The organism is Paenibacillus sp. O199 (assembly GCF_001636635.1).
Classification (GTDB): Bacteria; Bacillota; Bacilli; order Paenibacillales; family Paenibacillaceae; genus Paenibacillus; species Paenibacillus marchantiae.
In genome coordinates this window covers 68499-92344 of the sequence record NZ_LGRP01000003.1, presented here as the reverse complement: position 1 = coordinate 92344, position 23846 = coordinate 68499, and the positions used below count along the sequence as shown (strand labels likewise).

17 protein-coding genes, 1 pseudogene and 1 riboswitch are annotated in these 23846 nt (G+C 44.0%); of the genes and pseudogenes, 2 read left to right on the top strand and 16 right to left on the bottom strand.

The genetic code is table 11. From position 1 onward, the window contains the following. Positions 1 to 144 precede the first annotated feature (144 nt). The 10 genes and pseudogenes from A6049_RS05650 to A6049_RS05610 form a co-directional block, all read right to left on the bottom strand. Positions 145 to 2451 (bottom strand): copper amine oxidase N-terminal domain-containing protein, encoded by a 2307-nt coding sequence (locus A6049_RS05650; protein WP_063563700.1) that lies wholly within the window; start codon positions 2449 to 2451, stop codon positions 145 to 147. A gap of 395 nt (positions 2452 to 2846) precedes the next feature. Then, entirely contained in the window at positions 2847 to 3020 is a 174-nt protein-coding gene (locus A6049_RS33190; protein ID WP_161490550.1) for a hypothetical protein, read from the bottom strand. Positions 3021 to 3189: 169 nt separating this feature from the next. Further along, positions 3190 to 3394: riboswitch (cobalamin riboswitch) on the bottom strand. A gap of 112 nt (positions 3395 to 3506) precedes the next feature. Continuing rightward, a complete protein-coding gene (locus A6049_RS05645) occupies positions 3507 to 5054 on the bottom strand; it encodes an ABC transporter substrate-binding protein (protein ID WP_063563699.1) in 1548 nt (515 codons plus the stop codon). Between the two features lie 7 nt (positions 5055 to 5061). Continuing rightward, positions 5062 to 5823 carry a response regulator transcription factor gene (locus tag A6049_RS05640; protein ID WP_063563698.1) on the bottom strand — a complete coding sequence of 254 codons (762 nt, stop codon included), beginning with the start codon at positions 5821 to 5823 and terminating at the stop codon, positions 5062 to 5064. Between the two features lie 3 nt (positions 5824 to 5826). Further along, positions 5827 to 7554 (bottom strand): sensor histidine kinase, encoded by a 1728-nt coding sequence (locus A6049_RS05635; protein WP_063563697.1) that lies wholly within the window; start codon positions 7552 to 7554, stop codon positions 5827 to 5829. Positions 7555 to 7728: 174 nt separating this feature from the next. Next, the gene (locus A6049_RS05630; protein ID WP_063563696.1) at positions 7729 to 9234 is read right to left on the bottom strand and encodes an ABC transporter substrate-binding protein; all 1506 of its coding nucleotides are present in this window, start codon (positions 9232 to 9234) and stop codon (positions 7729 to 7731) included. Positions 9235 to 9317: 83 nt separating this feature from the next. Then, positions 9318 to 10247 carry a carbohydrate ABC transporter permease gene (locus A6049_RS05625; protein ID WP_063563695.1) on the bottom strand — a complete coding sequence of 310 codons (930 nt, stop codon included), beginning with the start codon at positions 10245 to 10247 and terminating at the stop codon, positions 9318 to 9320. 15 nt (positions 10248 to 10262) lie between these two features. Next, positions 10263 to 11207 (bottom strand): ABC transporter permease, encoded by a 945-nt coding sequence (locus A6049_RS05620; RefSeq protein WP_063563694.1) that lies wholly within the window; start codon positions 11205 to 11207, stop codon positions 10263 to 10265. Positions 11208 to 11439: 232 nt separating this feature from the next. Then, positions 11440 to 12210, bottom strand: a pseudogene (locus A6049_RS05615) (aldo/keto reductase). A 168-nt stretch (positions 12211 to 12378) separates the two neighbouring features. Beyond that, positions 12379 to 12918, bottom strand: a complete 540-nt coding sequence (locus A6049_RS05610) for a cysteine hydrolase family protein (RefSeq protein ID WP_063563693.1) — start codon at positions 12916 to 12918, stop codon at positions 12379 to 12381. A 188-nt stretch (positions 12919 to 13106) separates the two neighbouring features. Here A6049_RS05610 and A6049_RS05605 point away from each other — a divergent pair, with 188 nt between their 5' ends. After that, on the top strand, positions 13107 to 13478 hold the full coding sequence (locus A6049_RS05605; protein WP_063563692.1) for a hypothetical protein: 372 nt from the start codon (positions 13107 to 13109) through the stop codon (positions 13476 to 13478). A gap of 73 nt (positions 13479 to 13551) precedes the next feature. Here the strand turns inward: A6049_RS05605 and A6049_RS05600 are convergent, their stop codons facing one another. Next, the gene (locus tag A6049_RS05600; protein ID WP_063563691.1) at positions 13552 to 14850 is read right to left on the bottom strand and encodes an NCS2 family permease; all 1299 of its coding nucleotides are present in this window, start codon (positions 14848 to 14850) and stop codon (positions 13552 to 13554) included. Between the two features lie 442 nt (positions 14851 to 15292). Further along, positions 15293 to 16150, bottom strand: a complete 858-nt coding sequence (locus A6049_RS05595; protein ID WP_240321314.1) for a GNAT family N-acetyltransferase — start codon at positions 16148 to 16150, stop codon at positions 15293 to 15295. A gap of 274 nt (positions 16151 to 16424) precedes the next feature. On the opposite strand from A6049_RS05595, the gene A6049_RS05585 reads away from it, so the two are divergent. Then, the gene (locus tag A6049_RS05585; RefSeq protein WP_063563688.1) at positions 16425 to 16826 is read left to right on the top strand and encodes a VOC family protein; all 402 of its coding nucleotides are present in this window, start codon (positions 16425 to 16427) and stop codon (positions 16824 to 16826) included. Positions 16827 to 16943: 117 nt separating this feature from the next. On the opposite strand, the gene A6049_RS05580 is transcribed toward A6049_RS05585, so the two are convergent. The 4 genes from A6049_RS05580 to A6049_RS05565 form a co-directional block, all read right to left on the bottom strand. Next, the gene (locus A6049_RS05580) at positions 16944 to 19148 is read right to left on the bottom strand and encodes an ABC transporter ATP-binding protein (protein WP_063563687.1); all 2205 of its coding nucleotides are present in this window, start codon (positions 19146 to 19148) and stop codon (positions 16944 to 16946) included. Between the two features lie 40 nt (positions 19149 to 19188). Continuing rightward, positions 19189 to 19773 carry a DUF1854 domain-containing protein gene (locus tag A6049_RS05575; protein WP_063563686.1) on the bottom strand — a complete coding sequence of 195 codons (585 nt, stop codon included), beginning with the start codon at positions 19771 to 19773 and terminating at the stop codon, positions 19189 to 19191. After that, entirely contained in the window at positions 19770 to 22067 is a 2298-nt protein-coding gene (locus tag A6049_RS05570) for an ABC transporter ATP-binding protein (protein WP_063563961.1), read from the bottom strand. Before A6049_RS05570 ends, A6049_RS05575 begins: the two co-directional genes overlap by 4 nt. Before the next feature lie 447 nt (positions 22068 to 22514). Further along, on the bottom strand, positions 22515 to 23750 hold the full coding sequence (locus A6049_RS05565) for an MFS transporter (protein WP_063563685.1): 1236 nt from the start codon (positions 23748 to 23750) through the stop codon (positions 22515 to 22517). Between the last annotated feature and the right edge of the window lie 96 nt (positions 23751 to 23846).

Here is a 23846-nt window from a genome sequence, read left to right as displayed (position 1 = left end):
TAGTGGCTTTTTAAGCAGCATCCATTCCGTATATCCTCATATCCCCAGTGAAAAGAAAAGACTCCTTATGGAGTCCTTCACTTCGATAGTTAATACGCCAACCCAATCATTCATTCCCGCTCTAGCTTATGAGAGACAACTTCATCACTTCTCCGATGGGAGCGGTGTAAAGAGTAGATTAACCGGCAGGTTGCTTCCTGGCGCGGCAGAGAAAAGAATCGTTACGCTCTCTCCATATGCCCCTGTGCGGTAAAGAACGCTTTGTTCACTTGAATTGCTAACAGCAACGTTACCATCGGCAATGGATACAACCTGATTGTTCACTAGAGCCACTCCTGAGTATTTCCCTCCACGAGGGTTAAATGAGATTAACGTACGCGGAGCCACATTATTCAGCGTGATTTTGTACAATACGCCAAAATTACCCGCGTTGGATGCGTCTGTGTAAGCCATTGGATCTGTTCCAACCAGATTGGGATCGCTTGCGTTATCACCCAGTGGCAGACGAGCAGGTTTGACTCCCACTAGCTGATCATACGTAATGATACGAGTCGCATTCGGGTACGTTCCACGATTGTGCACACCGTCACGATCAAGCACAGGTAGCATTGGTAAAGTCTCGAACGGATCTTTATTTTCTTCGACGAGGATAACGTTATAGTCCAGGGAATAATCACTATAAGCATCCGAATAGAGTGAGATCACTTGTCCTTCTTTCATCGGAGTTTTATTTAGCTCGGTCAAAATCAGTTTGCTTTCTCCAGGTTGAATAACTTCTTTCTTCTGATCGGCTCCGGTCTGAATCGATCTGAACCATTTATCAATGGACAGTTTCCCAGCTACGGTAGCATACGGTGTAGGCCCAGCAAAGCCCATATTTTGTTGTTCGAATACGGCCGGATTGGGGTTGTTATTGGTTGCAATAACATACATTTTCACTCTTTTGCCTGTATTGTTAACATGATGAATCATGAAACGGGTCTGCCCTGAAGATGATTCTTTATATACGATGCCTTCCGTATTAACCGTTTCAGGACTGTTGCTGCGGATCAGCAGACTTGGCTCATCCCTGTACGTATAAGGTACTTTTTCCATAGAAGTCACTTCGCCACCGTTGAAGGTGAATTTCTGTCCTACCGGCGTGAAGAGTAAATTGAAATCGGAAAATGAATATAATGTCTCATTGGTTATGGTTATAACTTTGGAGTACATGTTCGTCGCGCCGTGATTGTCAGTAACGGTGAGTGTTACCGTTTTTGGACCGGGTTCAAAGAAGGCCAGCGAATTGTTTTCCCATACCGTTTTTTCAATACTGTTTTCATCATCTGTACTTTGGTCGATGTATGTTATTTTTTCGCCCATTTTATATTGTTCCTTGTCTGTAGTGAACATGGCTACAGGAGGAAGATTAGGACTCAGTACTTGAATCGTCATCGAATAGGGATCGCTCCATTGACCGTTGGAATCCTGTACTTGATATGAAATCGTATATGTACCCGCTTGATCAAATGATTCCTGACGACCTGTCCAGCGTTCATCTAGGATATCCAGACCATTTGGAGAACTGGAAGAAGTCACATAGTCCACTTTATCGCCCGCAAAAATTTCCTTTTGGGAAATCACAAAGCTTGCAACGGGTTTAGTATTGAGATTCAGCACAACCATTTTAGCCGACTGATTCACTTTATAGGTGATGTTCAGAGCTTGAGTAATGGAAGTTAACGGCACCATGAACGTATTTTTTTGCTGATAAGCAGGGCCTTTCATCGTTCTGGACTCTCCATTTACGGTATAGACCGTGCTGTTGGTTTTGAATCGGAGCTCATTATCGCCACTGATGATGATCGTTTCCTTGGTTTTATTATCGTATTTGACCCCGTATCCCACACGGTCCACCAGTGCACGGATCGCAACATAGGATACGCCGTTTTTTACAGTCATTGGCTGGCCAGCAAGATACGTTTTGCCATCCTGCTCCATTTTGTTGCTATTCATGTACAACGTCAGATTGCCGCCTGCTGCTACAGCAGAATTTCCATCAATGGATGGTTGCTCTATTTGAGCAGGCGTAGCTGGCGTTTCAACATCCTCAGGGGTTCCCTCTTGATTTACAGGTTTCGTACTCGTACTCGTTTCGTTTGTAGTCGACCCTTCGCCATCAATGGCGGATTTCTCGATATCTGTTTTGGGTGTTTCCTCAGTGCCTGTCAAAGTTCCGGTTTCTTTTCCTTTAGTGGACGGCGTATTGGTGGATGCATTATTGCTCCCTGTCTTTACTTCACTCTCAGCGATCGGCTGCTCCTGCTTCAATACCTCAACCGATTCTACTTTGGCCGTATTTACTGATGCTGTGTCATCTTGCGGTGCTGATTGCGCACTCACTGAACCGACTGCAAATGCTTGAAAAACGGCTAAAGCGGTAAAAATGGACAATTTCTTCTTCATATTCATGCTTTGTCTTTGGCTCCTTCTGCTCCCAAGTAATTGTTATCCTCTCAAAAAGTCATACTATTAGACGCTAGATTTAGGAAAAAGTTTCTAGTAAACTTGTAAATTATGGATCGTGTTCAGCTATTTTCAATGGAAATACTATTTAATCAACAAATAAATTATAAAAGAATCATTTAAGAGTCTTCAAAAGATTACCTTTTAAGCAGCGGATAGCGCAAACGTATAAGCCTTCACTAACATTACTGGCTAACCGTAGTAATACAAAAAGCCGCTATAAAATAGCGACTTTGAATTGGAACAATCGTTTTCTCCCTCGACAATTGATTTTTCTTACGTTCTTTATGCATCGATTTTACCAGCCAGAATGTACTATAATGTCCTACTTGCTAGCAAATCTAACTTAGTACTTTTCGTAGTATCTTCTGCCAGCGCTCTTGTGTGTCTGGAGATGTATATTCCAGATGATGAAGCAGGTCGCCATATGCATCGGCATTTAAATTTCGAATGACTCTGATCATCGTTTGTTCATTTTCTACGTGAGACAAAAAATGGACTAATTCATACCGCATTGATGGACTCCCTCCTCATAACCCACAACCTTGTGGACATCTGTACTCATGACATCTGTAGACAACCAAAAAAGACGTCTTTCCCCTGAAAAAGCATAGGGAAAGACGCCTCCATAATTATGCAAATTATGACGGTTCATCTAACACCTTCCTATCTCCCGTAGGTACAGCAGTGCTGTCGAAACAGGCAGGTCTCCTGGCTCCGGAATCGTCACATGGCAGCGGCCTTCCCGATTGATCTCAATCAGTGGCTAAGTAGGCTACCTGCTCCTCCGTCACAGTGGCGGGACCGCGTCGGCATCGCACCGACTTCCCTTTTAAGTTTGGCCGACAAGCAATGTTTGCGACCAGACACCTGTTCCCGATATTTAATTTGGGTATTTTAAAATCTCTTACATCTTACTCGACAACGAAAGACAAATACAAGCGTTCAATTACAAAGGAGTAAATACCACATCCTGAACACCCTTTCAATTAGCAAATAATTTAGTGAGCTTTTTGACGAACACTGTGAATGCCATGCATCTGATCAACACGCCAAACGTCAAGTTGCCTCTGCACTTCTGTCCGCACCTCGTCCAGACCTGCCTGCTTCAGCTCCTCATTAAATTTGGGCAGTACCCTGTCCACATCCACACTGCCGGTCATCAGGCTTGGATAGTACTTTTCCCAAACCATTTTTATGAGGTTGACCTGAATGGACATACTGGTTAAATTCGGCGTAAATCCGAGCAACTTCGATGTAACGTATTCCGCGTTTGCTGCTCGGTACTGATCCCACTTATCCAACGGATCGGGATATTTTCCACCGATCGTTTTGAGAATGAACCAGTTTCCTTGTGTATATTGCACACCTTCATAGCCGACTTCTGATACCGGATCATTGCCGCTGTCTCCCGAAGATTTCAGCAGCACCTGCCCGTTCTTGTCCAACGTATAATGCACACCTTCAATACCGTAATTAAACAGATTGCGGATCTCCGGGTCCGTGTTGAGCAAATTCAAAAACTTTAAGCTTTCAACGGGGTGCGCTGACTTTGCGTTTATTGCCATAATCCCGCCGCGAACGGATTCCGTCGTGATTAGTGGCGGGGTCACAGGATAAGCAACAACCTTATAGCCGCGATCCTTGCTCCAGCTGTTTTCCGAAAGTGGTCCCCCTCCCGCAGATTTCCAGAAAACCCGTTCTTCGCGTTTGAGATTTTGGCTCTCCCGCAGGGCCGCGTCTTCATTGATGTAACCCTTGACGTAATAGCTGCGGAGTGTATCCAGCACCTGCCTTGCTTCCTTGGCCTCAAATATATTGATCACATGCGCGTCGGGATCCAGAGAACGCACCATGAGCGGTAGCGGTTTGTCCAGCACATATTCGTAACCGTACATGGCGAAGAAGTTCTGGGAATCCTTGTCCATCTCCATCAACTGATAGGAGGGTTCCTTTTCCTTGATCATTTGGAACAGCGGATCCAGAGATTCCAGGCTGTTGTACTTCGTAATATCAATGTCATACTTTTGGACAAGCGTCTCCGGATACATCCATTGCATGCGGACCGCAAGCTCCTTATTCGTGGGCACGCCGTAGATGCCTCCGTCTTCCATGCGAACGCCCTGCCATAGAACGGGGTCGATCGCGTCGTACATATCCTTGCCGAAGTTGGATAAGTAGCTGTCCAGTCTCAGCCATGCTCCCCGTTGAACATAGCTTGAGTAATCCGTGGTAAAAGCGATATCAAAAGGAGTTCCCGTCGAAATTAGTGTATTGATCCGGTCATTGTACTCCTGCCAACCAATCTTGATATATGTAATAGTGATTCCGATTTTTTGAGCCAACACTTCATTGATTTTATCGTTTACCATCTTCAGATCCGGATCAGAATTGCCAAGCGTATAATAAATCAGATTCACTGTGTTGATATTTTTGTCGAATTCCTCGTTCTTGCCCGATATGGAGATACACCCGGACAGAAGCAGCGTCAACATCACTGTAATCAGGATAGCCTTGATAAATGTGTTCCAGATACATGAATGTATCATTTCTGAACTACTCCTTTCTCCGCAGATCGGAAGGCGATTTGCGGAAGTAGGCTTGGAAATGCGTGTAAAAGTAGTTTAGATTGGCGTAACCGACGGAAAGCGCAATCGTCGATATCTTCTCGTTTGTAGCCTGAATACGATCTCGCGCACATAACATCCGGTAAGCCATAAGGTACTCCGAAAATTTCATCTTGGTTTCCTTCAGAAACAACTGTCCAAGATAGGTTCCGTTCATGCGAAAACGGCTCGCCAACTCTTTGAGATTAAGATTTTGATTGTATTCAGCCTTAACCATTAGCAAAATGCGGTTGGTTAGCTTGGATAAGCTGTCGTAGCGCACTTCCAATATGGGGTCTATATCATGGTGGCTCAGATTTCTTCCCTCCAGCGTACCGTTCAAATTTTCGACGATGACTCGTTCAATCAGAGCTTGAAGCTTTGCTCGCTCAACGGGTTTGAGTAGATAATCCTTAACCCCACAATGAATAGCCTCCAGGGCGTATTCGAACTCACCATAACCGCTCATCATAATATAGGTAGTCGGGAGCCCGAGTTCATTAAGCTTGTGAATGGCGTTATAGCCGCGATCCTTGCCAATGCAAACGTCAAAGATTGCTAGGTCCGGCCAAAACTCCACGGCCTTTGTTAGCGCATCCCCATAGGTTTCGCTGGTCTCGATCTGTCTGAAGCCAAGCATTTCCCAATCCAGCGTTCGCTTGATTCCTTCCAGAATTAGCGGCTCGTCATCAACGATTAGAAGTTTGTACATACGTTATGCCTCCTTCGCTATGGTTAAGGTAACTTTGACACCAGCTTCCACATTATTTTCAATTTGCATGGTAAAGCCTTTCCCATAGAAAAAATGAAGCCGTGTATACACGTTGCGTAGGCCAATGCTCTCCGATACCGAGTCTCCGATAAAAGACAGATTGCGGCGGATATCAGCCAATCGATCTTCCGAGATCGAGTTCCCGTTGTCTACAATCTCCAATACGTATGAGTGGTTATTTTCAATGCCATTCACAACAAGCAGATTAAATTCATGGTCCGAATGGAAGCCGTGAACAAAAAAATTCTCGGCGAGCGGCTGCATCCAGAATTTAACGGTAGGCAGAGACAGTAGTCCCTGGTCCACATTGATTTGATAATAGAATCTGTCCGGATATTTAAATTCCATGATCTTTAAGTATTTTTCAAGCAAAGCCAGCTCACTGCCCAACAGAATAATATCTTCGTTCTTCACGATTGCACGATATAACGAGCCTAGGGTAGCTACCGCTTCAGCCGTATCAACTGCGCGGCCGGCCAGCGCAAACGATCGGATAATTTCAAGTGTATTGTACAAAAAATGAGGGTTAATTTGATTTTGAAGCGCTTTCATTTCTGTTTCCTTCTGTTTCAGTTTTAGCAAGTACTCGGTTCGAATATGTTGGTTGAGCTGATGCGTCATATCGTCGAGTTCCCTCGCGATCATTCCGTACTCATTCTTTCGATAGCGGGTCGGACTGATTGGCGTAAAATTGGCGGATTTTACACGTTGGATGGAATAGATAATTCGTTGCAGAAAACCTGCGTCTTCACGAAGATTGTATCCGATTAAAAGGAGAAAACTGACCATAGCTGCCAAGAAGATCAAGAACACGATAAGCAGCATACCGGTTTTTTGTCGGATAAGCACTGCCATGTCTACAATACTAATCAATTGGTAATCGTAAGCATTGGACGAATGGGTCACATAAAATGCGCGATCCAGCTTGCCTAACTGCATAAACCCCTTGGTACGTTCTTTTGAAGCAGCCTTTATGAATAATTCCTGGGTGGCTCTGCCTCCAACGTCCATGAGATAGACATCCCCAGCCGCGCTGACGACTCCGTTTTCGATCCATTGATTGTTCTGCACGCCTTTGAATAATACATCGCTGCTGACCAAAAAACGAAACTCACCGAGCTGGCGTGAGATTTGATTTTCGTCCAGCAGCTGCTTACGGATGACGAAACCTCTTTGGATTGTCTCTCGAAATATATCATCCGTGTTAGGCAGATTAAACAAAAAGCTCGTCGCACCGTTACTGGCGAAACGTACTACGTTGCCTCGTTCCTCGGTATGCAGACTCACCTGGATAATATCTTCCTGCCCACTGCCGAGAAAAGCTTTCACATCCTCTGGAAACGATGCGAGAGGCTGATCATAGCGGCTGTTCTGGAGTCTTCCCGTCAGATAACCTTCCGCGCTGTTGGCGAGAAAATAACGAACGTCTGCCACCAGACCGTTATTGGAGTAAACTCGCTGTAAATAGGATTCGATCCGCTCAGCATCGTTTTGAAGAATGCTTTCAACCCGGGAGAATGCATCTGCCGCTTGATTCTGAGCATTCTCTAACCACTGCTGCAGCAAAACAAGTGTGGTCAATAGGCTTAAAATCAGACCCATGAATAACGTAAAAATCGCGTAAGCAATAAATTTGCGGCGGTAGATTTTGATTTGAAAGAAGGAAAACATGCAGCTCTCCTTAGCAGTTGGATTATATTGAGACTTATAGTTTTACCATATAGCTATTTGTCGGACAAATCAATCCGTTATAAACTCAAATTAAATGCAAATGTCTCCAGTAAGATTGGAAAACCCGAACGGCCACAACGGCTCCGTTCGGGTTATTGTCGCAAGTCTCAAGGATTATGATTTGAAATATGCGTTGATCTGTTCTTGTGCGGCTTCCATAATCTTATCCAATCCAGCTTTCTTCAACCCTTCTATAATTTGCGGTATCTTTTTTTCCGGATCGGATGCGCCAGTGATCAGCTCATAATTGTATTTGTTCCATACAGCCTTCACATTGGCTACTTCAGTGCCGAGTTCGCTAATATCCAGTGCAAAGCCAAGGATCGAAGATGAGGTGGCTGCTTCATTCAGCTTGCGGACCTGATCCCACTGATCTTCAGGTGCGCCTTTTGTGACAGCCATGTTGAAGAACGTTCCTTGTGTATAGGCCGCCAGCGGCCACGAATCCGTTTTCCGTTCAACTGTATTGTCGTTTACATAATCGAAATCGACACCCTCTTCGCCATAAGCAAGCATATTGCGCAGCTTGGGGTCGGTGTTTACCAGTTCCAGATATTTAAGCGCTTCTTCCTTGTACTTGGAGTTGGCAGAGATTGCGTTCATGGATCCCTGGATTGTGCTGGTTGTATAGATCGGACCCAGAATTTGAACCATGTCGTATTTATCAATACCCGCCGAGATCTGCCAATTCACTTCTGCACCAGGGAACGCCTGCGCACTGAAGAACGGGCGATAAGGGTCGGCCTCGATCTTGGTTGGCGCATCCGGATTGATAATGCCGTCCTTGTACCATTGATGCATGAGCTTCAGTTTTCCCTGTATATCCGGTTGTTCCAGAACAGAAACGACTGTACGGGATTCATCTTCGGCCTTTACGCCGATCGGCTGAAAGCCGAGAGTCATATCGTCATAGTCATTAAAGAAACCGTTAATGCCCTCTCCTTGAGTCAAGGAAAGTGGATAGAACCCTTTGCCTTCACCAGCCTTGATGTCACGGAATGGCTTGTCCAGATCCTGTAGTGTCTTGATGCTGCCGAGGTCGATATTGTACTTTTGAACGAGCGCATCGTCAAACACCCAGTACTGGGTTAATGAAGAATCCTTGTACGTTGGAACAGCGTAAATCTTGCCACCGACTTTCGTTCCATCCCACACCAATTCTGGGATATAGCTGTGCAAGTCCGGTACCGTACTTGGCACAAGGTCGGTAATATCCGTGAATGCGCCCATGTTGACCTGTTGACTGTATTTTCCGTTATTCGTAAACATAATGTCGAAAGCTTCACCGGAGTTTACAATCGTATTGATCTTCGTGTCCCAATCGCCCCAACTGGCAACGCGGAGATCGATTTTCACACCAATCTTCTCTGCCGTATATTCGTTTATCTTCTCAATTGCCTTATCAAAATTGGCTGGCACTTGTCCGCCGATCGTCCACCACACTAGCGTAGGTACCTCGCCGGAACCTTCGGCTGCATTCGATCCTGAGTTTTCCGCTGACGTGTTGTTTGACGCGTTATTGTTGTCTGAGCCGGAACAGCCTGTTAAACCAAAGATAGCCAGCGTTACCACTCCAATCAAAAGCGGAGCTTTCATCCATGCTTTAAACCTTGTCCTCATTCCTCTATTCCCTCCCTTAAGTTAACACACACCGATCCTGCACAAAATTATGATAAACCTGAAATTTCCAGATTTATTTCGATTTATCCCTTAACTGCACCCACCGTCAAACCGGAGATAAAGTATTTCTGGAAGAAGGGGTAAGCCAGAGCAACGGGCAGTACAATAATGATCGCAACAGCCATACGTGCCGATTCTTTGGGCATGGTGGCGACAAGCTCAGCGTAGCTTATGCCCATCGTCGAGGCGTTTTTAGCCAGCGCATCAACGTTGCTCATCAGGCTGTTCAGTAGCGCCTGCAGCGAATACAAGCTTTGGTCGTCAATATACAACATCGATTGAAACCAGTCATTCCAGTACGAGAAGCAGAGAAACAGACCAATCGTCGCTAGAACTGGCAGTGAGATCGGGAGCACGATTGTGAAGAAGATGCGGAATTGACCTGCTCCGTCAATTTCAGCCGATTCGATCAGCCCGTCCGGAATGGTCGTCTTGAAAAAAGTTTTGCAGATGATGACATTAAAGGAAGAAACGGCTAATGGTAAAATCAGCGCCCAGATTGTATTGCTTAATCCCAACATCGTCGAATTGATGTAATAGCTGGAGACAAGACCGCCGTTAAAAACCATCGGGATGAACACAATCCATGTCAAAAGTCCTTTTAGCTTAAATTGGGGACGGGACAATGCATAACCCATCGTAGTGGTGAGCAGTACGCCGATCAGTGTGCCTATTACCGTAACGAATACGGAGACTCCGAGCGCACGTACAATCATCGAGCCCTGCTTAACGATATAGTTGTAGGACTCAGCCGAGAATGCCGACGGCAGGAGTTGGTAACCGGTCTCTCGAATGGATGCTTCGCTAGACAGTGAAATAGATAGCACCACGACGATAGGGACTACGCATAACAAAGCTAAAATGATAAAGATGAGGTGAAAAAAAATGTTCGTTCCTTTGCCGACTCGGTTAAACTTTTCAAGACCGGAATCGTAGCTTGATTGTGTTGACATCTTCCTGCCTCCTCTCTAAATCAGTGCGCTTTCTGGATCAACTTTGCGAACGATCCAGTTCGCGAATAGGATCATTCCGCAGCCCAGTACAGATTGCATGAAGGCAGAGGCGGACGCCATCCCGACCGTCGCGGTTTTGAGTTGTTTGTACACAAGCACATCGACCGTCGTGGTTACATTGTAGAGAGAATTGGAGTCCCGCGGCACTTGGAAGAACAAACCAAAATCCGTGGAAAAGATGCCTCCGACTGACAGGATAAACATCAGCACGATAACAAATTTCATTAAAGGCAGCGTAATATACCGTGTCTGCTGCCACTTACTGGCACCATCAATGACGGCGGCTTCGTAATACGTTGAATCCATGCTTGTGATTGTCGCCAAGTAGACAACCATCCCATAGCCGAGACCCTTCCACATGTTCATAAACACAAGGAGATAAGGCCAATACGATGGTTCCATGTACCAATTTTTTGGATCCTGGTTGAAATGGGTCAGAACTTGATTGGCAATCCCCTTGTCATAGCTCAAGAATGCCCAAAGCACCGCAGAAACGACAACCCAAGATAGGAAATACGGGAGAAACATCATCGTCTGATAGATCTTGGCTGCCTTGCGGCTGTGCAGCTGTCCAACCATCAATGCAAGTGACACAGGCACGATGATACCCAGAATAATAAAAATCATGTTGTAACCGATTGTATTGCGAATTACGATCCAGACGTCGTTCGAACTGAACAGGAATTCAAAGTTTTTGAACCCGATCCAGTCGCTGTTTATAACATTACTGAGAAAATTCCCGTGAATCTTGAAATTCTTAAAAGCGATAATGACACCGAACATCGGCAAGAAGCTGAACAAAATGTACCAGATTGTGGTCGGAAGCACGAGCAGCGTGAGCTCGGTATCATGCTTGCGCCAGCGTGTTCGTACTCTTTTGCGGGTGACTTTTGCTCCCATATCATTCTTCCCTTCTTGTAGAACCTATCCTCGATTAGTTGTAATTCTATGTAAATCACCAGATGATTCCTAGATCAAAAACGTTAGATAATAGTCAAAAAACAATAGGTTTCAGTATATTTAACATCGATACTGGGTGAGAGAATATAAGAAAGACCTTGAGAGTTTACCACCCTCAAGGTCTGGAACTATCTATTAACTTACGGACGAACCACAACACCATTTTTAAAATTCATCTGCGGAAACTCCCACCTGCTATTTCATTCTCTGGAATTGCGGCTTCAATTCTTTTCAGGTCACTTTTAATAAATTGGACATCCAGAGACCTGATTGATTCCTTAAGCTGATTTACTGTCCTGGCACCAATTAGTGGAATAATCTCATCGCCTTTAGCTAAAACCCACACAATAGCAAGCTGCGCCACTGTCATTTGATAATCCTCAGATATTTCAAGTAATGCTTCAACAAGAGAAAGATTTTTATCTATATTGTTTTCGGAGAATAGTGTGATATGGGCATTGCTGGGATCAACTTTATCTTTTGAAAAAGTGCGGCCAAGCAATCCATGGGCCAGGGTTCCAAATGCTACAACTTCAATGCCTAATTCTTTAGCAATTGGCAAAATGTCCTGTTCAATCTTTCGATTGAACAGAGAATACTGATACTCTACCATCCTAATTGGATAAACAGAATTCGCCTTTCTTAATGTTTCCGCATCAACTTGAGTCAATCCGATATGTTTGACATATCCAGCCTGAACCATATCGGAAACGGCTTCAATTACTTCTTCAACAGGGATATCCAAATCGGACCTGGCAGGCTGATAAAGATCGATATATTCTACGTTTAACCGTTTTAGCGTGTAGGCCAGATAATTTTTTATATGTTGAGGCCTAACATCCAGGCCGTACATGAATCAGTCTAGCGCCACTAATGCTCCAAACTTTACAGCTAAAAAAGCCTTCTCTCTTTGGCTGCCTTTAAGTGCCTCGCCAATAAGCATTTCGTTATGTCCGCTGCTATAAAAATCAGCCGTATTTAAATGAGAAATTCAAGCATCCAACGCGGCAACCACTGCTCAAAATAATGAATAAGGGACTCGATTTCTCCACGAAACTGCTCTAAGCCCTTAAGTTTTAGATCCGTCTCAGCAAGGTGTTCACGAAGGGTCTCATCGTGAAATCGACATTATGATATCCTGGGTATCGCTTAAAGAAACAAACCAGTTTTGTAGAAGGATATTATGATGTGTAATGATTTGATCTGCAATTAAAAAGGAAGAGTCCGCAGTACTGTGACCATCTTTGGCTAAAATAACATCATATCCTAAGCTAAATGCTCTACGACATGTAGCATCAACACATATCTCAGTCTGAATTCCTGCGACAATCAGTTGATTAACGTCTAGCTGATTTAAATGTGATTCAAGGGTGGTATCTTGAAATGAATCTGGAAAGTCCTTTTCAATTTTCACATCTTGAGCGATCAAGGGTAAGGCGGGATGAAGACTCCACCCTGAGGATTTTTTTGAGGTTAGCGTCCCTAATTTCCCATTATGCTGCGTAAGTATGACTGGAATCTTACTTATGTGGGCCCACGTAATAAGTTGTTTGATATTATCTAATAATTTTTCACTGTTATGTATAAAGAGAGGATTCATAAATGATCCGATTTGTACATCTATGATCAATAATGCTGGCTTGTAGATCATAACTTTCCCCTCCTCATCCTAGATACTTCTTCATTCATTCATTCTAGAGGTTAGAATTGCCCGTAAGCATAATTATATTCATCATTTTATACACCTAATCAGTTATGAGACAAAGTTCTTGCCCTCTGTTTGGTACAAGAACTTTGTTTTGAATAAACTCTGAAATACTCATACTTCTTATGAATTCCATGCGTGTTGAGGAGGCTCAAAAAAAGCTGCTTCAAAAGTATGTCTCTATAGATAATATTGATAAGGTGTTTCCAGAGGACATCTCTAAGCAAACGTACTTGGATGGACAACTTTATAATTTGTTATTGCTTGTCCATCGAGCTATCGTAAAAGATCTTAAACCAGACCATCCTTTCCTACAGCAGCAGTTGCATGGCATATTTGCAGATACTCCATTACGTAATCTCATTTTCAATGACGAGGCAAATAACGAAGAACTGTATAAAAACGTAAAACCCTATGAGTCGTTGGTGCCTAAGCATACTATGGATTTTTTAATAGAAGCATTTGAGGTATTAAATACGAAGAAGAATTCTTCTCTAAAGGATTAAACCGAGGGTTACATATAAATAAGGAGAACTGCCTATATATAAGCAGTTCTCCTTATTTGGATTAAACAGTTTCTTAGTGGTCCAGGAATACAAGCTGGATGAAGAACAATACCGCAAAAATGTAGAATATCGGATGAACATCCTTGCCCTTTCCGCGAAGCAGCTTGAGTACCGGATAGAAAATGAATCCAACACCGATACCTGTCGCAATACTGTGCGTCAATGGAGTAAGTATGATAATCAGAAAGGCAGGAAATGTTTCTTCGAGATCCTTCCAATTGATTTTGCTGATTACGCTAATCATAAAGTAACCCACAATAATCAGTGCCGGAGAAGTAATCGCCGGGATACCTGATATCACACTAACGATAGGTGTAAAGAACAAAGTAAGAGCAAGCAGTACACTTACCGTGACCGCCGTCAGTCCTGTTCTTCCTCCTGCAGCCACCCCTGTGCTGGACTCGATATAAGCCGATGTTGGGCTCGTTCCGAGCAAAGCGCCAGTCGTAGTCCCTACAGCATCTGCCAATAGGGCGCCGCGTGAGCGCGGAAACTTACCTTCCTTCAGCAGTCCTGCTTGTTCAGCAACGCCGAGCATTGTCCCCGTCGTATCAAACAGCGTGATCAACAGGAACGTGAATATGATGGTATACAAACCATTAGAGAATACGCCTGCCAAATCCAGTTGGAAAGCCGTTGACGTGAGGCCTTGCGGCAAGGATACAATTGACTCCGGCATTTGAAATAGTCCCATGATCCAGGCAAGAACCGCTGTTACCACCATTCCGATGAACAGATAACCTTTTACATTGTAAGCCATAAGCACAACCGTGATAATCAAACCGATAATGGTCAGGTAAGTCATAGGCTCTGCCAAGTTCCCGATCGTAATCAAATTTGATTCTGAATCGGCAATAATCCCGGAATTTTGCAGGCCGACCGTTGTAATAAACAATCCAATCCCTGCTGTTATCGCGTGCTTAAGACTCGCAGGAATGGCATCAAGCAGCATGTAACGAAATGAAGTAAGCGATAAAATAATAAACAAAAGCCCTGCTATAAATACAGCTCCTAGTGCAACCTGCCAAGACACCCCATATCCAGCAACTACACTATAGGCAAAGAAAGCATTCAGACCCATGCCAGGCGCTATGACAATCGGATAATTGGACCCGATTCCCATAATCAGCGTCGCCACAATACTCGCCAACACCGTAGCAATGAATACTCCGTTAAAGTCCATTCCTGTGCTGCTGAGTATTCCCGGGTTTACGATAACTATGTATACCATTGTGAAGAAAGTCGTGATCCCTGCGATGATCTCTGTTGAAACAGTCGTACCTCTTTCTTTTAGTTTGAACCAATTGTCCATGATTAAAGCCAGCCTCCAACTTTCAAATTATTCTCCAGAGCAAAAACAAAAAAATCCTAATCATCGTAATAGGATTGTAATATTACCGCTCCTATATTCGTCATTAGGATTAAAAAGCTAAGATTCTAAACCAATGATAAGGATACTCATATCTGCTTTACCCTGATGCCCTTTCGAATTTTAATAAATATAACACTCATTGTCAATGAATTAACGTATTGTTCACAGTTATTTACGAACTATATAGAGATGACATTAAGTATTCATTCGTTTTTCTGGAATAAGTTATACTGAATTTAATTCCCAATTCGCATGTATTTGCTTAAATGTTTTTAATTACGGCGATCAAAGAAAACGCTGATATACGGCAAAAGAAGCCCATTCCTTTAATACTTATACCCATAAAACAAAAAGCCGCTGAAATAGCGACTATAAATTCGGACTATATTTTTGTCGTGGATAAAGTAAAATTCACAATAGAAAGTTCCATTGTTGTTTGATACCCCAAGCCTTCATATAAGCGAACAGCAGGCAAGTTATTTGCCAATACACCCAGATAGACATCTGGTGACAGTTTTTTACCGAGGTGTGTCAATTCACTTGTTAGGCGTTTAGCTAATCCTCTTCCTCTGTAATCTAACCTGGTAACAATGTTCCCAAGCTCTACTAGCTGAGAGTCATAAAAATGGTATCCGCCCACAGCTATGAAATCTTCACTTTCCTTAATTCCAAGAAAAGGATAATCCACTAACTCACTCCTTGTGAAAAACCTCATTTCCCCACTATGTAAAAAATCAATTACCTTAGAATAATCATTTTCATTTATCCTTTTTGCAATGTTAGATTCAAGGAGTTTCGATTCATCCTGATGTTTCATAGTTAAAAAACGTTGAGGAATTCCTTTGATGAGACCGAAGGATTGAAAAAGTTCAAGGTCCCGTTGACAGAGTATCGTGCCACATACAGCACTTTCGTCAAGTTGGATCGTTTCTCTTGTAAAAGCAATGAGTTCTGGAAAAAAGATATCACGATCTTCAACTCGGAAGAAAGAAAATGCAGGAAAGGATAGTTCGCTAAAATAAGCTAATACGGCTGTAAGTTGACTATTCGTAAATTGACCAACATATTGAGCCTTATCCTTACGTTGCGTTAAATAACTATAAAAAAGCAAATTTTGTTCTGTATTAATGTGGGGCAATAATTCAAGAATTGTATCGTGAGTAAGCAATTGATGCGAAACCATTTTAACACCTCGCAAACTATAATTTCTATTCTGTTTTTTTATATTTTTTTCTTTCAACAAATACCCAGATATAGTACGTCAACCAAAATACAATAGGAACAAAGAATACATAAGCTCTCTGATTTACTGGAAGAAAATACATTATAAACAGTCCAATTATTAACATCGGTGGCATCAGGATAAAGTACTTTTTCTTATCTATGTTCATCCCTCCATTTGTTCAATATTCATAATAATAACATTCATTTATTTCTTTGATAAGATTCGCATCTGCTGCCAAAAGTAGAGTATAGTAGGCGTAGTTAAAATTATATTCTAGGAGGCTACAACCATGTCACAGGAGATCTGGATTAACCTGCCTGTCAAAGATGTTGAGAAGTCAACTGCCTTTTTCAATGAAATTGGATTCCATGCGGTGAGCGTTGGGAACGAGAGAGCCCAGCTTTCCATAGGTCAAACAACGATTTTGCTGTTCCCGGAGTCGGCGTTTGAGAAATTCACAGGTTCAAAAACAGCAGATACTTCCCATAGTGCTGAAGTAATATTTTCCATTGCCGCTGATAGCAGAGAAAAAGTAGATGCCTTTATTCAAAAAGTAGAGTCTGCCGGAGGAAGCATCTTTGGCAAACCGAGTGAAATCGACGGCTGGATGTACGGCGCAGGATTTGCCGACCTGGACGGTCACCGCTGGAACCTGCTTTACATGGATGAGAGCAAAATGCCGAAAAAATAAGTGAAAACGCCGGTTACCTGTTTAAGGTCATCGGCGTTCCTCCTATTTCTAAGTACAACGCAGCTGCCGGAGCATACATGTGACGAACAAACTACAAAATGGATTGAGATGGATGAGTTACCCCGTCTGCTCTTTCTTCGACATCTCCCTCTGGGCTGTAATCAGTGTGTAGTAAATGCCCTTTTTCTCTATTAGCTCGGCATGGGAGCCAATTTCTGCAATCTTGCCTTTCTCCAGTACCATCAGCCGGTCGGCATTGCGGAGAGTTGACAGCCTGTGGGCAATCGCAATCGTTGTCCTTCCTCTCATTACCTGCTGGAGCGCCGTCTGAATGACACTTTCCGTCTCAATATCGAGTGCAGAAGTCGCTTCATCCAGAATAAGAATTGGCGGATCATTCAGAATCGCTCTTGCAATTGCCAGACGCTGGCGCTCACCACCGGATATATTGTTCCCGTTCTCCTGAAGCAGCGTGTCGTACCCATCCGGCAGATTGATAATAAATGAATGCGCATTAGCAATCCTGGCCGCCCGGATGACTTCTTCCTCCGTCGCTTGCGGCTTAGAGTAACGGATATTATCAAGTATCGTGCCTGTGAATAGGAAGGTCTCCTGAAGCACGACACCAATCTGGGAGTGAATGTCATCCTTCTGGATGTCCCGAATGTCTACACCATCAATTTTAATTTGACCTTCATTCACATCATAGAAGCGGGAGACGAGATTAATCAGGGTAGACTTGCCCGATCCCGAATGACCCACCAACCCAATCATTTCCCCATTACGAATATCAAAAGACACATCCTTCAGCACCGGCTCATAGGAGTTATAGCCAAAGTACACACCGCGGAACGAAACCTCGCCATGAATCGTATGTCTCACTGTTTTATCAGTCTCCACTACCTCTGGCTGCTCGTCAATGACCGAAAAAACGCGGTCAATGGAAATCATCGCATTGGAGACCCATCTTGGCATGAACATCATCCAGGCGATCGGTCCAAACACCATGGACGCATACATGCTGAACTTGATCAGTTCACCTACATTCATCTGATTGTTCAAAATCATGTTAGAGCCAAGCAGCAACACAACATATTGGCCAAGCTGAATTAAATAATTCGTTATCGGGGCCAGCATGTTGAACAGACTCTCGGTTCTTATCGTAGCGGCAGCAAAATCACTGTTATGGGACCGGAATTTTTTGATCTCCGTGGCTTCCTTGCCGAATGCCTTGACAACCCGGATTCCGCTCAGCACATCATGCAGAAAAGAACTCCCCCGGTCGTAGATTGCCCACTGTTTTTGATACAGTTTCCAGAGCACATGTTTCCAGATGTACATATTCATGTAGGCGACAATAGGGGCAGGCAACAGCACAACACATGCCAGGCGCCAGTCAGCGCTGAAGAGTAAGCTACTGGCCGCAACCAGCAAAATCATTTGATAGATTGCTGTTGTGCATAGCTCTTGAATCAATTGCCGAATCCGGTCTGTATCCGCCGTTACCCGGTTCATTATATCTCCCGCCCGTTGAGAGGTCATGAAGCCAAGCGGCAGGCTCAGTACTCGTTCATACACCATTTTGCGCAGATCGGCGGCAATATTGGAGCTGACATTCGCCATGACCCGTGCCCGAATAATCGCCAGCAGTTCTCCGGCCACAAGTCCTCCGATCATGGCGGCAAGTGCGAGATAGAACAGCTTCATGCTCGGACTATGTCCGTCAGACGGCTGCAAGACACCGTTAATCAGAATTTCCTGAAAATAAGGTCCTGCCAGTGCAATAGCGGAAGCCGCTATCATGACAATAAGACCCATCGCCAGCGGCTTCCAATGCTGCTTCGAGACACCGAACAGCTTTTTGAACGCCGCGGACTTGCTCATGCATCTGGGGCATACACGGGTTCCTTGCATTAGTCGATCACCGCACTTAACACAGACGTTTTCCTCATCATTATTGAAAATCCGAACTTTGCGGGCTGCTGATTTATCATTCAGCACTTGTGCAATATAACCGAAGCGTGGAGCATGCTCCATGGAGGAGCGGACGAGGATACGCTTTCCCTGCTCATCTTCGGTCTCCAGCACAATATTTCCGATAAGCGGAATGACTTTGTACTCCCATGAGTCAGCAATAATACCGGTTTCCTTCGCTTGACCATGCTCGATGTAAGCCCATTTATTCTGCCCGATAACCAGAAATCCGGCCGTACGGTAGCCAAGTAGCGACAGATTAGCGGGCACACAATATTCAATGTCAGTTCCGACAGCCTGCACAGCAGCTTTCACATCCGGCTCTGCAAGCGAAAAATTCAAATCCATAGGCATTCACCATCCTTCATGTCCGCTCTAGTCAACTTGATTAACCATACATACATAGCTCTACCATCCGGTATTCCTTGTCTGTCAGCTTATTTATATTTGGGATGACAAACCGATTACCGTCCACGTCAGTGACGAGCAGTCGGTCTGGGGTTACCAGCTTGGCGTTGCCACCACCACCTCTGACTGTGAATCGGCATAGTCCGCCTGTCGTCTCTGCTTCCCAGTAGGAGTAGCCAAACTCCTCCTTCACGTTAATCAACCTGCTAATTTCTGGAGTGAAATAACGGATTTGCAGCTGCTCCTCTAACAGCTGCGCTGTCTCTTCCGTAAAATCCTCAAGACTGTGGATCATACCAATTTCCTTGTTTTCAACCGTCCGGATGGACAAATACATGCGTCTATTCGTATGAGGGAAAGAGCAATGTACATACACGACTGGATGCGTCTTTTCCCCCACCGTTACGGATAACATCCGACCTTCCGTTTTATGAAATGTTGCATTATCCTCTGTGAGATAGTGAATGTCGGCGGCATCGGACAGCGAACCGGCCACGCCCTTTTCCTCCTGTAGCTCTGTATCCTGGGCTGGAGTTGTCTTCTTCTGTGATGCAGACGAACTCATGCTGAAATCACCTCGCTTATTTTTAATGCTTCATCATGCTTTTTCACCAATTGATAATAAGCGCCCTCGGTACTCATTAGCGATTCATGTGTTCCTTCTTCCACAACCTTGCCCTGATCCATCACGACCAGATAGTCGGCATTGCGAAGCGTGGAGAGCCGATGCGCAATGGCAATCGTTGTACGTCCCTTGATAAGTTTATCCAGCGCCTCTTGGATTTGCAGCTCGGTCTCCGTATCCAGAGAAGCTGTCGCTTCATCTAGAATCAGTATTATTGGGTTATGCAGAATTGCCCTCGCAATGGAGAGGCGTTGCTTTTCACCACCTGACAGATTGTATCCGCCCGTACCCACGATCGTATCGTAGCCGTCCGGCAGCTTCTCAATAAAATCATGGGCGTTGGCTATTTTCGCCGCATGAACGATATCCATGACACTGCAATCCGGCTTGGCATAGGCAATATTTTCAGCAATACTGCCTGATAGCACGTACACATCCTGCGATACGATTCCGATATTGGAGCGCAACGATTCAGCAGCCAAATCCTTCACATTTACTCCGTCGATCGTAATTGCACCTTCATTCACATCGTATAGCCGGGAAATGAGGTTGACGAGAGTTGATTTTCCTGCTCCAGATTGTCCGACGACGCCAATCATTTGTCCTGCCTTCACCTGCAGCGTAACATTCTTCAGAATCGATTTATTCGGCTCATAGCCAAATACAACATTTGATACTTGAATATCTCCCTTCATGACTGGAATCCGAATCGCATTCTCCTTCTCCTTCACATCAGGGCTTGCGTCCACAATTTCAAATAATCGCTGCGAAGCCGTCATGCAACGCGACCACCAGCCTACAATATTGTTCATAAACTCAATGGGCCCATATAACATATACATATAATTGACAAAGGTCAGCATAAGCCCGAACGAAATTTCACCCTTGAGTATCATCCATCCTCCAAATCCCCAGATGAGCATACCTCCCATTTGAGTCAGCCCATTAAGTACTGGAAAGATCGTACCGCTCAAACGGTTATAATTTTGCTCCGAGCCGGAGAAGTTCGCATTTGCCTGCTGGAAGCGCTGCATTTCTTTGTGCTCCATGCCAAATGCCTTGACGACCCGGACACCTTTGATCGAGTCACTAATGATGGAGTTCAATGATGATACCTGGCGGTTCATCCGCCATGATAGCCTCGACAGCTTGGGGAATACTTGGCGTGCCAGAAAAATAACAATCGGCATCGGCAAAAAACATAGCAGTGTGAGCTTCCAGTCCAATACCAGCAAAATGACGGTAATGCCGATGATATTCATTACATTCACAACAAAATAGGACAGTACATCAATGAAAAATATTTGCAGTTCAGCGGCGTCGTAATTAACTCTGGTCATCAGCTGTCCGGTCTGCTTCCGCTTGAAAAAGTTTAGTGATAAGCGCTGCATTGCAGTAAAAATGACAGATTTTATATCAAAAACAATGTTTGCGGCCAGCCTCGCATTGATGATTCCGAAGAAGACACCAAATAATAGAGATAAAGTGCGAAAAATAATGACTAGCAAGATGACTAGCCCTACCTGTCCGCCAAAATATCCTTCGCCTTTTAGCGCCTGATCAAATAAGGCCGTACCCGTCAAATATGGAATGACAAGCCCAGTCACGGAATTTAAAAGCATCAACACAATAATGAGCAACAAAGAGGCTCTATAGGGCTTGGCAAACGATAGCAGCCGGAGGATCAATGCGCTTTTCTTCATGCATTTCGGGCAAATCTCTCGACCTTCTTCCGGGTAAATCCTCCCGCATTTGGGACAAGAGGCATTTGCCTCCTCATCCTCCAGTAGCTCGCTGTCCACCTCCTCCTGCTTTTTCAGCTTCGTAAAGATTGCTGCCAGCCTGGATGCTTTGCTCATCAGTCCATTCGTGAACGCCGCTATGATTCGCTCGTCTGGAGCCTTCATTACAAGCATCCCGGATGCAACAAGGTTCACAATGAAAACGGATTCAAATCCACTGATTTTCAACGTTTGAACCGACCATTTCCCCTCCTCCTGCGGAACCTGACGTGGATAACTTTTGACAGGGATCGAATAGCCCTTAAAGGTCTTTTCGTGATCCGGTTCCTTGAGACTTGTTGCAATAAGCATTTCATGCTGGGACAAGGCTATGTATGTATCGAGAAAATGCCCCTCTGGCGTACGATCACATGTCATTTCGAACAGGATATCCTTCTCCGCCCATTTCTGCTGCTGCAGCAATATTAATTTTTCTGTAGAATGAATAGTCATCAACTCCATATAAAATATCGAAACAAAATCCTTTTTTTACTAATTTAATTTTTAGAATGCTTCTATCTTATTTTCGGACCTTTACTTTGTCAACATTTTTGTTTAAAAAGTGTTGGATTCTGAATGCTCAATTCACATCGTAAATAAATTATCTTAAAAGTGCGTATTGACACTGAAATAATTGTGTATTAAAGTTACGTCATACATTTTACACTTTTATATTTAAAAAGTAACAAAGTGAATATTGATAGGTTTTTGCTGAAAGAAATGAATCTGAAGTAGACGCTCAATAATCGAGATAGAGGGGGATTTTGAAGGCTTTGTTGTTCAAAAATCAAGGGACTATGTTATATAAAGAAAGACTATCCATAAGTTCTGGATAGCCTCGTCATAGGATTCAACATTTTTAGCTGACAAAATAGAATATAAATCTCACTTCATGAATACTTAACTCACCGTTTCTTCCGTATCGATGTATCTATTTACTTTTAGTCCATTCCTCCGATACGTAAGAGCACCGATAAAGGAAAGAGAAAATCCAATTGATGCGTAGATGTAGAGCGTTTGAATACCTACAGTATCCGCTAACCAACCAGATAATAATAATGATACACCATATAGAATTGAGGTAAGTGATGATTGGGCCGCAAATAACGGTGGAAGCTCTGAAGCGGGAACGCTTGTTTGGTAAGAAGTACGTTCCGCTAAATCCTTTATGGCTTGAGAAGCCCCGATTGCGAACATGATAAAGAGTGTCACTAACGGGCTAGTAGAAAAACTGAATGCGAGTGTTAGCGCAGCAACGCATCCACTGCCCACCGCTAGCATGCCCCCTAGATTCCAGTTTCCGTTCGATAAACGGCTCATAAGAATGCTAATGAGAACGAATCCACCTAAATTGGCGCCATTCATCCATCCCCACCATACTTCACCCACATGTAGTCGTTCTCCTACGAACACGAGCAATAGCGCCCCTGCGAATGCACCTCTAAATAAGCCTTCCCATACATCCATCCATAACAAAACACGTAACTGCGGTAACCTAAAATAATTCTGCCATCCATCTTGAAGTGATCGTCTCCAAGAACCCACTAGTGTTTGGTGTGTACTGTTTCTGGTTTCGTATATCATGGAGGATGATAACCAAGCACCACCTAATAACATTGTAGAAAGGAGCAGCACTTGACTTGCACCAAGCCAACTGACTGTCATGGATCCGAACGCCCATCCGGCCAGAGAACATGACTGTACAATACCCACTAGCACGCTGTTCGCTTTAAGCAACGATGCTTCAGGCACGGTTAGAGCAACAAGAGAAGATCTTACTGGGCCCGCTACCCCCTCCAGAATTGATATCCCAAAAACCATTCCGATCAATATAGCAATATTAGGATTGTCTTTGCCCATTAGAAACATATATATGGTGAGCAATGCCAAGCCAAGAGTTTGCCCTCCAAGACTAGATGCAAGTAAGCGGTTCAAGCGCAACTTACGCATGATAAGAGGAGCCGTGATGCTGCCGATTGTCATACCAGCAACTCTAAGTAGGGGATACAAAGCCGTTACGGTAGCAGAACCAGATAGATGGTAAAGCGTGACGACAAGCGCCAAAATGTACCAGATGTCTCCTAAAGTAGATAGAGCCTGACTAAGCCAGAGTCTATGAAATGATTTTGTAAGCATTGTACTCATCCTTTTCAATATTCAGTTGTATTCAGGAAAAGGAATGAGATTCTACAATGGTCTGCCTCCGATCAAATTGAAAAAGATTTTTTTATT

Coding starts and splice junctions, on each gene's coding strand:
- A6049_RS05650 (WP_063563700.1), bottom strand. CDS start 2,451: ATGAATATGAAGAAGAAATTGTCCATTTTTACCGCTTTAGCCGTTTTT.
- A6049_RS05570 (WP_063563961.1), bottom strand. CDS start 22,067: ATGACTATTCATTCTACAGAAAAATTAATATTGCTGCAGCAGCAGAAA.
- A6049_RS05565 (WP_063563685.1), bottom strand. CDS start 23,750: ATGCTTACAAAATCATTTCATAGACTCTGGCTTAGTCAGGCTCTATCT.
- A6049_RS05580 (WP_063563687.1), bottom strand. CDS start 19,148: ATGGATTTGAATTTTTCGCTTGCAGAGCCGGATGTGAAAGCTGCTGTG.
- A6049_RS05645 (WP_063563699.1), bottom strand. CDS start 5,054: ATGATACATTCATGTATCTGGAACACATTTATCAAGGCTATCCTGATT.
- A6049_RS05575 (WP_063563686.1), bottom strand. CDS start 19,773: ATGAGTTCGTCTGCATCACAGAAGAAGACAACTCCAGCCCAGGATACA.
- A6049_RS05640 (WP_063563698.1), bottom strand. CDS start 5,823: ATGTACAAACTTCTAATCGTTGATGACGAGCCGCTAATTCTGGAAGGA.
- A6049_RS05620 (WP_063563694.1), bottom strand. CDS start 11,207: ATGGGAGCAAAAGTCACCCGCAAAAGAGTACGAACACGCTGGCGCAAG.
- A6049_RS05610 (WP_063563693.1), bottom strand. CDS start 12,918: ATGATCTACAAGCCAGCATTATTGATCATAGATGTACAAATCGGATCA.
- A6049_RS05605 (WP_063563692.1), top strand. CDS start 13,107: ATGCGTGTTGAGGAGGCTCAAAAAAAGCTGCTTCAAAAGTATGTCTCT.
- A6049_RS05630 (WP_063563696.1), bottom strand. CDS start 9,234: ATGAGGACAAGGTTTAAAGCATGGATGAAAGCTCCGCTTTTGATTGGA.
- A6049_RS33190 (WP_161490550.1), bottom strand. CDS start 3,020: ATGCGGTATGAATTAGTCCATTTTTTGTCTCACGTAGAAAATGAACAA.
- A6049_RS05585 (WP_063563688.1), top strand. CDS start 16,425: ATGTCACAGGAGATCTGGATTAACCTGCCTGTCAAAGATGTTGAGAAG.
- A6049_RS05600 (WP_063563691.1), bottom strand. CDS start 14,850: ATGGACAATTGGTTCAAACTAAAAGAAAGAGGTACGACTGTTTCAACA.
- A6049_RS05635 (WP_063563697.1), bottom strand. CDS start 7,554: ATGTTTTCCTTCTTTCAAATCAAAATCTACCGCCGCAAATTTATTGCT.
- A6049_RS05625 (WP_063563695.1), bottom strand. CDS start 10,247: ATGTCAACACAATCAAGCTACGATTCCGGTCTTGAAAAGTTTAACCGA.